Source organism: Pseudomonas sp. Pme6b (assembly GCF_058129925.1).
The window spans coordinates 4502878-4516346 of record NZ_CM176704.1; the positions used below are offsets into that span (position 1 = coordinate 4502878).

The 13469-nt window shown below is 57.2% G+C and carries 11 protein-coding genes, 1 pseudogene and 1 other annotated feature; of the genes and pseudogenes, 3 read left to right on the plus strand and 9 right to left on the minus strand.

Features of this window, described 5'->3' with window-relative positions; all coding sequences use genetic code 11:
- Window positions 1–12 precede the first annotated feature (12 nt).
- Complete coding sequence (locus AC4ANE_RS20420; RefSeq protein ID WP_002552547.1) at window positions 13–921, minus strand: LysR family transcriptional regulator; 909 nt, start codon at window positions 919–921, stop codon at window positions 13–15.
- A 109-nt stretch (window positions 922–1030) separates the two neighbouring features.
- On the opposite strand from AC4ANE_RS20420, the gene AC4ANE_RS20425 reads away from it, so the two are divergent.
- Both AC4ANE_RS20425 and AC4ANE_RS20430 read left to right on the plus strand, forming a co-directional pair.
- Window positions 1031–2233, plus strand: coding sequence for an MFS transporter (locus AC4ANE_RS20425; RefSeq protein WP_002552546.1), 1203 nt, complete (start codon window positions 1031–1033; stop codon window positions 2231–2233).
- Window positions 2234–2534: 301 nt separating this feature from the next.
- Window positions 2535–3611, plus strand: a complete 1077-nt coding sequence (locus AC4ANE_RS20430) for a diguanylate cyclase (RefSeq protein WP_002552545.1) — start codon at window positions 2535–2537, stop codon at window positions 3609–3611.
- A 4-nt stretch (window positions 3612–3615) separates the two neighbouring features.
- Here the strand turns inward: AC4ANE_RS20430 and AC4ANE_RS20435 are convergent.
- The 6 genes and pseudogenes from AC4ANE_RS20435 to AC4ANE_RS20460 all read right to left on the minus strand — a co-directional run.
- A pseudogene (locus AC4ANE_RS20435) lies at window positions 3616–4017 on the minus strand (hypothetical protein); the annotation flags it as partial.
- A gap of 41 nt (window positions 4018–4058) precedes the next feature.
- A protein-coding gene (locus AC4ANE_RS20440; RefSeq protein ID WP_095178853.1) for an IS3-like element IS51 family transposase occupies window positions 4059–5281 on the minus strand; the annotation gives its coding sequence in 2 pieces (ribosomal slippage) (window positions 4059–4996 and window positions 4996–5281; 1224 coding nt in all).
- Window positions 4887–5003: a sequence feature (AL1L pseudoknot), on the minus strand. It overlaps the preceding gene by 117 nt.
- Window positions 5244–5936, minus strand: a complete 693-nt coding sequence (locus AC4ANE_RS20445; protein ID WP_460408492.1) for a hypothetical protein — start codon at window positions 5934–5936, stop codon at window positions 5244–5246. The genes AC4ANE_RS20440 and AC4ANE_RS20445 overlap by 38 nt, the downstream gene beginning before the upstream one ends.
- A gap of 183 nt (window positions 5937–6119) precedes the next feature.
- Window positions 6120–6389, minus strand: coding sequence for a helix-turn-helix domain-containing protein (locus AC4ANE_RS20450; RefSeq protein WP_004657623.1), 270 nt, complete (start codon window positions 6387–6389; stop codon window positions 6120–6122).
- Between the two features lie 473 nt (window positions 6390–6862).
- Entirely contained in the window at window positions 6863–8179 is a 1317-nt protein-coding gene (locus tag AC4ANE_RS20455; RefSeq protein ID WP_002552541.1) for an MFS transporter, read from the minus strand.
- 731 nt (window positions 8180–8910) lie between these two features.
- Window positions 8911–11085: a TonB-dependent siderophore receptor gene (locus AC4ANE_RS20460; RefSeq protein WP_031596402.1), complete on the minus strand. Its 2175-nt coding sequence runs from the start codon at window positions 11083–11085 to the stop codon at window positions 8911–8913.
- 300 nt (window positions 11086–11385) lie between these two features.
- On the opposite strand from AC4ANE_RS20460, the gene AC4ANE_RS20465 reads away from it, so the two are divergent.
- Window positions 11386–11694, plus strand: coding sequence for a PepSY domain-containing protein (locus tag AC4ANE_RS20465; RefSeq protein WP_002552539.1), 309 nt, complete (start codon window positions 11386–11388; stop codon window positions 11692–11694).
- A 92-nt stretch (window positions 11695–11786) separates the two neighbouring features.
- Here the strand turns inward: AC4ANE_RS20465 and AC4ANE_RS20470 are convergent, their stop codons facing one another.
- Together AC4ANE_RS20470 and AC4ANE_RS20475 are read right to left on the minus strand one after the other, a co-directional pair.
- The gene (locus AC4ANE_RS20470; protein ID WP_002552538.1) at window positions 11787–12950 is read right to left on the minus strand and encodes a PQQ-dependent sugar dehydrogenase; all 1164 of its coding nucleotides are present in this window, start codon (window positions 12948–12950) and stop codon (window positions 11787–11789) included.
- 62 nt (window positions 12951–13012) lie between these two features.
- The gene (locus tag AC4ANE_RS20475) at window positions 13013–13333 is read right to left on the minus strand and encodes a hypothetical protein (RefSeq protein WP_002552537.1); all 321 of its coding nucleotides are present in this window, start codon (window positions 13331–13333) and stop codon (window positions 13013–13015) included.
- Window positions 13334–13469: the final 136 nt, after the last annotated feature.

Genomic DNA, 13469 nt, shown 5'->3' on the forward strand with positions numbered 1-13469 from the left:
GACCAGTATGGCTTAATCCACCCGCAACGCCTCTGACAGTCGCTCGACCAGCGCCTGCACCTTGGGCAATGACTCGCGGTTGCGCGGCCAGGCCAGATGCAGCGCCAAACCGTCAGTGGCCAGTTGTGGAAGGATCTCCACCAACTCGCCACGCTGCAACTGCTCCCTGATCAGCCAGGTCGCCAGCTGCGCAATGCCCCACGCCGAAGTCACCGCAGCCACCTGGGCTTCGCCGTTGCCGATAACCAGCCGCGCTTCGACAGCGCGAGCCTCACGCTGCCCTTGGTCGTCAACAAACAACCAAGGGCTGGTGCTGCCATCGCCACGACCAAACAGAATACATGCGTGACTGGCAAGGTCCTCGAACGTCGTCGGTACGCCGTGGCGCTCCAGATAAGCCGGTGCAGCACAAAAGATCACCCGCTCGGTGCCCAGGTAACGGTGCGCCACGCCCGCTGGCCAGACAGCAGGACCGCCGATGCGCACGGCCAGGTCGATACCTTCCTCAAGAATGTCAACGAAACGATCAGTGAAGGTTATCCGCGGACGCAGCTTGTGATGCTGCCCGGTGAAGGCGAGGATCAGCGGCAGCGCGTGCAAACGACCAAAGGTCGCAGGCAGATCGATACGCAGTTGTCCGGCGGGCTCTGTAAGCTGCGCCGCCAGCGCGGTTTCGGCAGCCTCCAGGTCGGCAAGCATGCGCGTGCATACCGCATGATAGGCCGCACCCTCCTCGGTCAGCGCCAGACTTCGGGTAGTGCGCTCGAACAGACGCATGCCCAGGCGGCTTTCCAGGCGTGCAACGCTTTTGCTGACTGCGGAATTAGTCAGACTCAAGCGGTCAGCGGCTGCCGTAAAGCTCCCAGCATTGGCAACGGCGACAAACGTTTCGATGCCCTTGAGGCGGTCAGTGGACAGCACATGGAAGACCAATTAGTGAATTTAAGTCCACAATGTACGGAATATTTGCCAAAGATAGGAATCATTTTCTGCAATAAGCTGGCGAACTTATTTTTTATGGGTTCGTATCATGCCGTCTCTGGAAACTGCCGCCTCCGGCACCAAGAGCGAAAGCTCGACCGGTGCTGGCTTGTCCATCGCGATCCTGGCGCTGGCTGGCTTCGTAATCGTTACCACTGAATTTCTCATCATAGGACTGCTGCCTTCACTGGCCCGCGATCTGGGAATTTCCATTTCTACTGCCGGTTTGCTGGTCACGCTATTCGCCTTCACGGTGATGCTGTTTGGCCCGCCGCTGACAGCCATGCTTTCGCACCTGGACCGCAAGCGTACGTTCATCGTCATCCTGCTGATTTTCGCGGCCTCCAACGCTCTGGCTGCGGTGTCGAGCAACATCTGGGTACTGGCACTGGCGCGATTCATTCCAGCATTGGCGTTGCCGGTGTTCTGGGGCACCGCCAGTGAAACCGCAAGCCTGCTGGCCGGACCGAAGCGCGCTGGCAAGGCTGTGGCGCAGGTCTACCTCGGTATCTCTGCAGCCATGCTGTTCGGCATCCCGCTGGGCACAGTATTTGCCGATGCAGTGGGCTGGCGCGGCGCGTTCTGGGCGCTGACGCTGCTGTCTGCATTAATGGCAGTGCTGCTGGCGTTGTCGATGCCACGTATTGAACCTACCGCAAAGGTAGGCCTCGCCGAGCAGGCAAAAATCCTGCGAGATCCGCTGTTCCTCGCCAACCTGCTACTGTCCATTTTGCTGTTCACTGCCATGTTTGGCGCCTACACCTACCTGGCAGATACGCTGGAACGCATCGCAGGTATCGAGTCGGCTCAAGTAGGTTGGTGGTTAATGGGCTTTGGTGCAGTCGGCCTGATCGGCAATGCGTTGGGTGGCCGGTATGTGGACCGCAGCCCGCTGGGCTCAACCATGGTGTTTGCGCTGCTGCTGGCGCTGGGCATGACCGCAAGCGTACCTGCCGCAGGCTCGATGCCGTTACTGGCCGTGGTGCTGGTGATTTGGGGTATTGCCCACACAGCGTTGTTCCCTATCTGTCAGATCAGGGTGATGAAAGCGGCACCGCAGGCTCAGGCACTGGCAGGAACCTTGAACGTCTCGGCCGCCAACGCAGGTATAGGTCTGGGATCGATCATTGGCGGTCTGACCATTGAGCATCTGGGCCTGAATGCAGTTGGATATGTCGCAGCCGTCGTTGCATTGCTGGCCATTGCTGTCGCCTGGATGACCGGGATTCAGAAAAACAAGGCAGCCGCATAACCTGGCCCGGCTCGATTAGCCGGATGTCACCGGGCAGTACTTTTGCAAAGACGCAACTACACTGCCCGGTTATTCCAGTGTGCCGCTGCTTGTGTGTTTCGTCATATTTTTGAACCTGTTTCCTGGCTGTTTTTGTCAGTTAATTGACTCCGAAACATGCAAGCCTTCCCAATGTGCAGCTAATTGACACAGCACTGCAAAATGCTCTTCCCATGACACTGTCGAACGCTCAAACTCCAGCCTTTCGGTCAAGGAGTCATGGTTTCTGACCGATTCAAGACGTTATGTCCGGTAAGGAACTATGAGCTCATATCACCGCAAGGGACTGGCATTCGCCAAGCGGATCTACGCGCCGAGATCTCTCGGTGTCAGCGTTGGCTTTATTACTGTCGCTGTGTCTTTGTATTACGTGAATGCCGCACACTGGCTTTGGACGCTGGCACTGCTCAATGCCTTGGTCTGGCCACATGTTGCTTACCAGATTGCGAAAAAGTCGCGCGAACCCTATCAGGCTGAATGGCGCAATCTGCTCTTCGATTCGCTGATGGGCGGGTTCTGGATTGGCGCGATGGGCTTCAGTGCCGTTCCCGGCGTTACGGTCATCGCGATGATGGCCATGCATAACATGGCTGCTGCCGGGCCACGCCTGATGCTGCAAGGCTTGTGCGCACAGGCACTGGGTGTACTGATCTCGCTGGCCTTGCTCAACCCTGCTGTCAATCTGCATGGCAACATGGCACAGATCTACGCCTGCCTTCCCGTACTGGTGATTTACCCTATTTTCATCGGCTGGATGAGCCATCAGGTCACCCTGAAGCTCTGGGAGCATCGCAACATCCTGCGCAAAATAAGCCGCACCGACAGCCTCACTGGACTGCTCAATCATGGCGCATGGAAAGACCTGCTTGATCTGGAGTACGTAAAAAGCCAGAACCAGCATCAGCAGTGCGTCATCGCACTGATCGACATTGACCATTTCAAAGTCATCAACGATACCTATGGCCACCTCATGGGCGATACAGTGCTGCAGAACATCAGTGAAGCACTGATGGAAAACCTGCGTGACTCGGATCTGATCGGACGTTGTGGCGGGGATGAGTTCTGCGTCATTCTGCCGGACACCCACTTGTTTCAAGCGCGGGAAATCCTGGAGCGCACGCGTCTGGCGATAGATGAAATGACCTACTCTCTGCAGCGCGATCTCAAGGTCAGCCTCAGTATCGGCATAGCCGCCTACTCTCCTGAACTGCCGGATGCCTCATCCTGGTTGCACGAAGCAGACAAGGCGCTGTACCTCGCCAAAAGCACCGGTCGCAACTGCGTGGCCAGCGCTCAGGATATGCCGTCAGAGCTCCAGCCACTGAGTGCCGATGCCTGACCGGTCAACGCCGGTTCTTGAACAGAACGTCAAACAGGGATGAGAAGTTCTTGATGCCCATCGCCTTCATGAACGAGTTGCGCATGTCTTCTCGCAGGCTTTCCAGGGTGATTTCCTTGGGTTTTGTGGTTTTTTGAGCGGGTATGCCGGTTTCCCGAATGTCACCCTCGCCAGGGGCGTACTTTTCCTTTGACAGAGTTCTAATGTAGTCGTTTTTCTGGCTTTTATAGGTAGCATAGTCAGGTCCAAGTTGCTGGTCCCTTTCCCCCGACGTCGAAAAACGATTGATGACTTTTTCCATGAACTCAAAGTGGTTGTGACCAAGGGCACCGTAGTCTTTGTCCGTGATAAAACGAATAAAACCCTGATCCAGCCGTGTCGTTGTTAAAGCGCTTCCCTCAATAATACTGAACCGCCCCGGGTTTCTCGGAGACCCTTTTGTTTGAGTCATGCCACCTGGGCAGACTCGGTGAGTTGCTGATAATAGATTGCTTCTGCTTCGACCGGTGGAATATGACCGATTGGCTCCAGCAGGCGGCGGTGATTGAACCAGTCCACCCATTTCAGGGTTTCCAGCTCCACCGCCCCCCGTGTGGGCCAAGAGCGTCGATGAATCACTTCAGCCTTGTAAAGACCATTGATGGTCTCAGCCAAAGCATTGTCGTAAGAGTCACCGACACTCCCGACCGATGGCTCAATACCGGCTTCGACAAGACGCTCGGTATAGCGAATGGACACGTACTGCACGCCACGGTCACTGTGGTGAATGAGTCCACCCTGCTTGACTGGGCGACGGGCGTAAAGGGCTTGCTCCAGTGCATCGAGTACAAAATCGGTACGCGCTGAACTGGACACCTTCCAACCGACGATGAATCGGGCAAAGACATCAATGATGAAGGCCACGTAAACAAAACCCTGCCAGGTACTGACGTAGGTAAAGTCCGATACCCATAGGGCGTTCGGGCACTCAGCCACAAACTGACGGTTGACATGATCCTGCGGGCACGGCCTGGCTTGGTCGCTGACCGTCGTCTTGACGGGCTTGCCGCGTACCACGCCTTGCAGGCCCAGCTCTCCCATCAGACGTTGCACCGTACAGCGGGCGACTTGCAGTCCGTCACGCAGCAATTGTCGCCAGACCTTGCGCACGCCATATACCTGGAAGTGCTCATCCCAGACTCGCTGGATGTGCTCACCCAGTTCCTGGTCACGCTGCGCACGCGCTGACTGCTGGCTGGGGTCAGCCTGCTGAGCAGCGTACCGGTAGTACGTCGACGGGGCGATTGGCAACACCTTGCAAATCGGCTCGACCCCGTAAGACTGGCGGTTTTCATCAATAAACGTCTTCATCGTTTGAATGGGCGGTCGAGCTCCGCCTGGGCAAAATAGGCTGAGGCCTTACGCAAGATCTCGTTAGCTTGACGCAACTGACGGTTCTCACGCTCCAAGAGCTTGACTCGCTCACGTTCGACTGTGCTCAGCCCATCACGCTGGCCGCTGTTGCGCTCAGATTGGCGAACCCACAGCCGTAATGTCTCGGGCGTGCAGCCGATCTTGGGGGCAATGGCACTGATGGTGGCCCACTGCGACTCGTACTCAGGAAGGTGTTCGAAAACCATCCTGATGGCCCGCTCACGGACCTCTGGGGAATACTTCGGTAGTTTTTTCATCGCTCCATCCTCTCAAAGGTTGGAGTCTCCGAGAAACCCGGGGCGGTTCATCCTGCTCCAGATGGGCAAGCTGGGTGGTGCGATAATTGAGCGGGTAGATGCTCTTTTCGATCGGCAGTAATCGGTCGAAGTGTTCGAGCAGGCCGTGGAAGACGATTCGTCGCTCGACTGTGTTCCGTGTGGTGGCAATGAGTTTGACGAAGTACTCACTGTCCTGGTGCCGCAGTGCTTCACCGGCAGTGTAACGCTCGACCAGCGTGTGCAGCGATGCGTCATCGAACACGATGCAACACAGGTCTTCGCGCAACAGGCCTTTGAACGGGTTGTCGACCGCTGGCCGGCGGCCGTGCAAGCCCAGGATGAACTGTACAGCCTGCTCGGCCAGCCACTTGCGCTTGCGCCCCTCAAGCCGCTCGACCTCTTCGATCAACGGGGCCTGGCGTCCATGCGAGCGAACCTGTCGGCAGAGTTTGGCAAACAGGCCAACGGGGCCGGACAGTTTTTGCTGTTGCTCGGCAAGTTGCGTCACCGAAAGTGCCGACTGACGGGTTGCCAGGCGATGGAAGTCTGTTGTGAGATTCAAACCGGGCCGATGCGGATCCAACCGCAATGACTGATCGGACTCAGACCGGCCCCGAACAAAACAAACAGTCATGATTGCTCCTTTTTATTCTTTACGGTTTGCCGTAAGGACGAACTTCAGAAATCCCCTGTTCCGGGCAGCCAGATAGCCGAACACCGAAAAGCAACCGTAGTGCAACATTGAGATTATTGACCTTGGGGCGCTATCCCGATAACGCTGATCGCCCTGACAAGATATATTCTGTGACAAGACACATTATGTATGTGCTGACTCGTTACGCAATCCGACAGATGTAGGGGGTCGGTTACTTTTTCCCGGAAGCAAGATAGAAACACAACGCGCCATAAGCTCGACACGGGTCTTTACACGGCTCTTTCTTAGTAGCGAAGACACGTGATCGCGAACCGTATAGTCACTGATACGGAGCTGCCTGGCGATTTCCTTGTTCGTACAGCCCTGCAACAGCAGGCCAAGAACCTCTTGCTCTCTCATTGTCACCTCCATACTACTTCCCCTTGCCATCATTTTGCCCTAGAGCAAATTTGTAGGATGTTTCTTACACTCGTCTTCCATGACCTAAAAAGTAAATCGGCACAGAAATCATTTTATTTAGTATTGTTTTTCATTAAACCCGAATAAAAACCAAAACCTTGCCAAAAACAAAGACCTGTAAGAATAATCGTTAATTAATAAACGACTGAAGAAATCTCCTACAGAAAATACAGAAAAATTACGACTATCAATTTAATGAAATCATAAATAACCCGCCAGCCGAGCCACGTTGGAATCGTGGCAGGCAAGAGCACACCAGCTCAATAAATAAAAATAATATAGAGGGGCGCAAGATAGACTTGAGCAAACAGAATTACAATCACTTGTTACAATTGACAGCGCCTGACTTGAGGAACTTTCTTGATATGTTTCATTTGCGAAAACCGCCCACAGAGATGAGCGGCTGAGTGCGAGAAAGAGGCGCGCCAGCAGGAACAGGCTTGGCGCTATCCGCTTCTGCCGGTTGCAAGGTCATCTACCACTACACCCCGGCGCAGGCCGAATACCGCTGCGGTCGTCAGACCCACAATCCCCATGACCAGGCTGTAAAGCACGCAAACCCAGATATTCCAGGGCATCAGCGCGATGAGCAGCAATGGCGTGGTACTCGCCCAAAAAGCGTAGGCAATGTTGTAAGTGAACGAGATGCCTGACACACGAATGTTCGCAGGGAACAGTCCGACCATCACCGAAGGCACCACGCCGACAACCCCGCAGGCCAGCCCTGCAATGGCGTAGGCGATACCCAGCGGCATCCATTGCTGGATGAGGCTGGCGTAAAGCACGCCTATACCCAGCGGCAGCAGCAGGCTGTAGATGATGACCCCGCGCCACGCACCGATGCGGTCAACCAGCATGCCTGCCAGCACGCAGCCGATATTGAGGAAGACGATGCCCACTGCGCTCAGGGCGAAGGTATTGCTGGCGCTGATCCCGAAGCGCTGCTGCATGACCGTCGGGGTAATCACCACCAGCACGACCACCGCGGACGTCAGCACAAACGTCAACAGCGCGGCAGGCAGCAAGGATTGGCGATGATCGCGCAGGACCTGGCCAAGCGGCAGTGCAGGCAGGTTTTCACGCTGGGCGTGCATTGCGATGAACACTGGCGTTTCGTTCAGCCAGCGACGCAGCCAGACGCCCACTACACCGAAAACGCCGCCAAGCAGAAACGGAATGCGCCACGCCCAGTCAAGGATCTCACCCGGGCTGAAGACCCTTGCCAGCCATGTTGCGGTCAGCGCACCGAGCAGGTATCCAAACGTCAGACCGGCTTGCAAAACCCCGAGTGCGTAGCCGCGATGCCCCTGGGGTGCGTGCTCTGCCACGAAGACCCAGGCACTGGGTACCTCGCCGCCGACCGCTGCGCCCTGCAGAATGCGTAACGCCAGCAGCACCAGCGGCGCCCAGTAACCAATCTGTGCGTAGGTGGGCATGATGCCGATCAGCAGACAAGGCAGGGCCATCATCAGAATACTCAGGCTGAACACCCGCTTGCGTCCCAGCCGGTCGGCAAAATGCGCCATCAGAATGCCGCCCAGCGGGCGTGCGAGATAGCCTGTCACGAAGATCCCGAAGCTTTGCAGCAGACGCAGCCACTCGGGCATGTCGGGCGGAAAAAACAGCTGGCTGAGGGTCAGCGCAAAGAATACGAAGATAATGAAGTCGTAGATTTCCAGCGCGCCACCCAGCGCCGCAAGACCCAGGGTCTTGTAGTCGGCTCTGCTGAAGGGCTGGGGAGTGGATTGAACGATGGCCGTCATGAAGCCCCCGAAACATGGCTGAAAAAAGCGCCTGGCGCTCACAGGGCGCGAAGAATAGCAAAGCTTGCGGGCGCACTGATACGGAGCTGAGGCCTGTAGCGGGAACGATGATCGCAACTATCGTGCGGCGCTCCGCGTCGCATGTCGTTTCTGGACGCTCCGCGTCCTCTTGACGACGCAGAGCGTCATGAACTTCACTCCCACGCTGGAGCGTGAGGAACGATCACTTCAACTATCGTGCGGCGCTCCGCGTCGCATGCCATTTCTGGACGCTCCGCGTCCTCTTGACGACGCAGAGCGTCGTGAACTGCATTCCCACGCTGGAGCGTGAGGAACGATCACTTCAACTATCGTGCGGCGCTCCGCGTCGCATGCCGTTTCTGGACGCTCCGCGTCCTCTTGACGACGCAGAGCGTCGTGAACTGCACTCCCCCACGCTGGAGCGTGTGGAACGATCACTTCAACTATCGTGCGGCGCTCCGCGTCGCATGCCGTTTCTGGACGCTCCGCGTCCTCTTGACGACGCAGAGCGTCGTGAACTGCACTCCCACGCTGGAGCGTGAGGAACGATCACTTCAACTATCGTGCGGCGCTCCGCGTCGCATGCCATTTCTGGACGCTCCGCGTCCTCTTGACGACGCAGAGCGTCGTGAACTGCACTCCCACGCTGGAGCGTGTGGAACGAGAATCCCGACGATCGTGCCAACGCTCCGTGCAGTAGAGCCCGCCCACTAAAAGTTGACGGTGGCCGACAATCTTGCCGTTCTGGGTGCGCCCATGAATAGGTAGTCGTCACCCAGATACTCCCCGGCATCACGCCAGTAGCGTTTGTCGAAGAGGTTGTCGACGGTCAGGCGCACGACAGTGTCGTAGCCGCTGATTCGGGTGCTGTAACGGCTGCCGATATTGAACAGTGTGTAGTCATTGACCTGCACGGAGCCTTCACGGTCAGCGTACTTGCTGGCGCTGTACTGCATCCCGCCGAGTAAGGCGAGCCCGGGCACCGGCAGGCTATAGTCCGCTTGCAGGGTGCCACGGTATTTGGGCACATTGAGGGCCTGATGATCGTCATAGGCCTCGGTGCCGCTGCCCTCGACTCGCGCCCGGATGGCCGCCGCACTGGCGGATATCTGCAGGCGGTCGGTCACCCAGCCACTCGCGCCCAGTTCAAGCCCGGTGTTTTTCTGCTCGCCTTGCTGCACATAGGTAAACGTGCCGTCATCGTTGGGCCTGGAATACTGGTAAGCCTGACGGGCTTGAAACACTGCGGCCGTCAGGCTCATACGCTGCCAGTCATACTTGATACCCGCTTCCAGTTGTCGAGACACGGTGGGCGCAAGAATTTCACTGGCGTTGGTAGTGAACCAGGCAGCTGTCCCGCCCAGCGAGAGGCCTTTGCTGTAGCTGGTGTAGAGCGAAACGTTGTCCACCGGTTTGTAGATCAATGCCGCCTGCGGCAGGAACACGTAACGCTCGGTGTGTCTTGCGTCGCTGCCGTCTTCGGTAAACGCCTGCTCGTCGAGCCGCACTTGTCGCCCGCCCAGCACGGTCTGCCAGTGCTCGTTGAAACTGATCCGGTCGGTGATAAACAGCCCGTACTGGCGGCTGTCCAGACGGCGCTCGGTATGTGGCAGTGTCAAAGGCGACGGTGCCACCGATTCAGGCGACTCGTTGATCGTGCCCGAGCCGACGAATTCATTGAAGGTCCCGCGCGTGTCCACGGTGCGGCGGTAGGCGCTGGTGCCGAAGGTCAGCTCGTGCCCCAGTGATCCGGTATTGAACGTACCGGACATTGCCGCTTCGACCTCGTCGTTACGGCGCGTGTCGTCCGGGCTGCGGAAGTCGTAGATGTCGTAGCCACCCTCAGCGCTGAAGTGGTTGGGTACCGCTTCGGCTGCGCAGCTGGCCGAGCCGTAACAGCCCCACGCAAAGGCGCTGTAGTCATCAATGACCACGCGACTGCGCGACGCACTCAGGCTGCCCTTCCAGCTGTCGTTGAACCGGTATTCGAAACGCCCGCTCATGTTCAGCGAGTCGATGCCCACCGGATTGGACCAGTTTTGATAGCCCAGCAGCTTGCGTGGCGAGGCGTCGTGAGGCAGCACCGTGCCGCCGAGCAATTGATAACCGGGCACAGAGCGCTGCTCTTTGCTCTGATACTCGATGTCGAGTTGCAGCAAGGCGCGCTCGCTGATGTTCCAGTCGAAGGCCAGCGAGGCGAAATCACGCTGGCCGTCGGCGTGCTCGACGTACGAGCGAATGTCTTCATGGGCCAGGTTGGCGCGCAGCCCGAACTGCTGTTCGCTGCCGAACCAGCCGCCGACATCGGTCGCGAGGTAGCGCTCGCCGTGTTCGTTGGTAGAGACCGTTACCGACCGGACATCCTGCGCGCGCTTGGTCTGATAGTTAATGACACCACCGGGCTCTGAAACGCCGCTCTGCAAGCCGGACAGCCCCTTGAGCAACTCGACCTGCTGCTTGTTCTCCAGCGCCACGTTCTGCTCGCCGGCAATGCTGCGGCCGTTGATGCGATAACTGTTGGCCGCGTTCAATGAGAAGCCGCGCACCACAAAGTTTTCGTAATAGCCTACCGGCGCATAGCCGTCGCCGACCGAGGCATCGTTGCGCAGCACGTCACTCAGCAGTTTTGCCTGACGGTCCTTGATCAGCGCTTCGCTGAACACTGAAACCGAGGCAGGCGTATCCAGCAGCGAAGCCTGATCAAACCCGTAAATCGACGCCCGACCAGCTTTATAGTCGCTGGCACCTTCCTGTTCGCTGAACCCGGTCACGTTGACCGCGTCCAGAGTGAGCGGATCCGCAGCCATTAGCTGCGAGGCAACAGCCATGCCCAACGGTAACAATCGCCAGGCATGACGCATGGCAGGTCGGTAGGGCGTACTCATCGATCAGACTCCGCAAGGACAGGTGCCTGGACAGACGCGATGCACCTTCCGGCAGGGGGCCAACCTTTTACGTTCACTGCCGGTTTTTTTCAACCTTTGCGTGACGGTCTGCCGGTAAACGAATGACGCGGAAAAACTCTACTTACGTATCAGGGAAAGAAGCCACCGCAAAAAACGTTGCGCACCGGAATAATTAAGCATGAATTAAGTAAGTGTGGCTAATCTGAATTCAACAAAACCGCTGAACCAATCAGCGTGTCACGAATCCATTGAAACAGATCAATCAGAAAGGAATACCCTATGAAACTTATGCCTGCCGTCTTCGCCGCTGTTGCCCTCACTGCTGTTGCAGATGCCGCCCAGGCCGACGTTGGTCCCGATGAAGTGATCCGCCTTTACAAGTCTCAGGCATTGGGTGACTTTGAACAGTTCAACAAGCAGGCCGTTGCCAAGCACACAGGCTTCACGGTCCACGATACCGAGCTGGAAAAAGAACGCGACGGCCGCCTGGTCTATAAGATCGAACTGAAAGACGCCAAGGGTGTGGAATGGAACTACGACGTCGATGCCAAGACGGGCGAAGTGGTACGTGACGCAAAGGATAACTGATCCGACTGCCCCAACAGTTATCGCACCGAGAAACCATAAGAAAACTCCCACTACATTGTGGGAATTTTCTTTTTCAAAGGTTTAACAGGTTATTACTGAGCCAACCCGACTTTCAGTAACTTCCCCTTGTCTTCATCCGTCAACAAATACAAGTAACCGTCCGGCCCCTGACGCACATCGCGTATCCGCTGTTTCATGCCTTTCAACAGCCGTTCTTCATGAACGATCTTGTCGCCATCAAATTGCAGCCTGATCAATTCCTCAGTGGCCAGCGCGCCGATGAACAGATTGTGATCCCACGCCTTGAACAGGCTGTGGTCATAGAACGCCATACCGCTGATGCCCGGTGACACTTCCCAGACCTGAAACGGTACTTTTGTGCCTTCGACAAACTTGCCTTTGGCTTCCGGAATCGGCTCGCCCGAATAATTGATACCGTGGGTCGCAATCGGCCAGCCGTAATTCTGGCCACGTTCGATGATGTTCAATTCATCGCCGCCCTTGGGCCCATGCTCGTTGGTCCACAACGTACCGGTCCACGGGTTGAGCGCTGCGCCCTGCTGGTTGCGATGGCCGTAGGACCAGATCTCGGGCCGGACGTTTTTCTGCCCGACAAAAGGGTTGTCTTTCGGCACACTACCATCCGGATAGATACGTACGATCTTGCCTTGCAGCTTGTCCAGGTCTTGCGCAGTGGGACGATCGTTGTTCTCGCCCAGCGCGATAAACAGATAACCGTCGCGATCGAATACCATCCGCGCGCCGAAGTGGTTGCCCACCGAGAGTTTTGGTTGCTGACGGAAGATAACCTCGAAGTCTTCCAGACGGGTCATGTCTTTGGACAGACGACCACGCCCTGCCGCAGTACCCGCAGTATCTCCCTCGGCAGCGGTTTTGCCACTGCCTTCGGAGTAGGTCAGGTAGACCATGCGGTCCTTGGCGAAGTCCGGGGAAAGCACGACGTCGAGCAGCCCACCCTGTTTTCTTGCCCAGACTTGCGGCACACCGGAAAGCGGCTCGGATAATTTGCCGTCCGCCGACACGATACGCAGGTTGCCGGAGCGCTCCGTCACCAGAATGCCCTGCTTGTCAGGCAGAAATGCCAGTGCCCATGGGTGATCCAGACCTTCGGCAACCGGGGTGACCGTGACGGTGCCTTGTTCGCTTTTGTAGGTTTCCGGGGCGGCGCTTGCCGTCAGCGGCAGGCTCAGAATGGCAGCAGCACACCAAGTGGCGATCAGGGTTTTTCTAAGCATGAGCGTTTCCTTATGCATTGAGTCGACGTCCCGCGGTGAAACGGGCTCGCTTGGTTGAAGATTCAGTTGGCGCGGCTGGGGTCGGTTGTCGGCGTAGAGGGACGCGGAGCATTCTGGCGCGTGGGGTAGCCGTTGCCGATACCGCCGTTCTCCAGCGTAGGCCTGCGCACAGGAGGCGCAATATTGGAGCCGGGCGCGCGGGGCGTGATTGACTCGGTGCCCTGACGGCTGTTGGGGTTGGAGCGCTTGATCGGGCTGTTATAGGGGTTGCTGCTGGCGCCGTTGTTGAGTGTGCTGTTTGGCAGTGTCTGCGCCTGAACAGCACCGATGCCACATGACGCAACCAGCACGCCCCCTACAAGATTGCGCAAAAAACTGTTCATCACTACCTCTTGGCAAAGGTGAAACTGCGGGGTAACCGTGAAGACTCAGGCCTTTGACGGCAGCCCAGGCCTCAGGTTCGGCCCGACAGTGTCGATGAGCAAGCATAGCGGTGTGAGAGTTTGTAACAAGGATGGT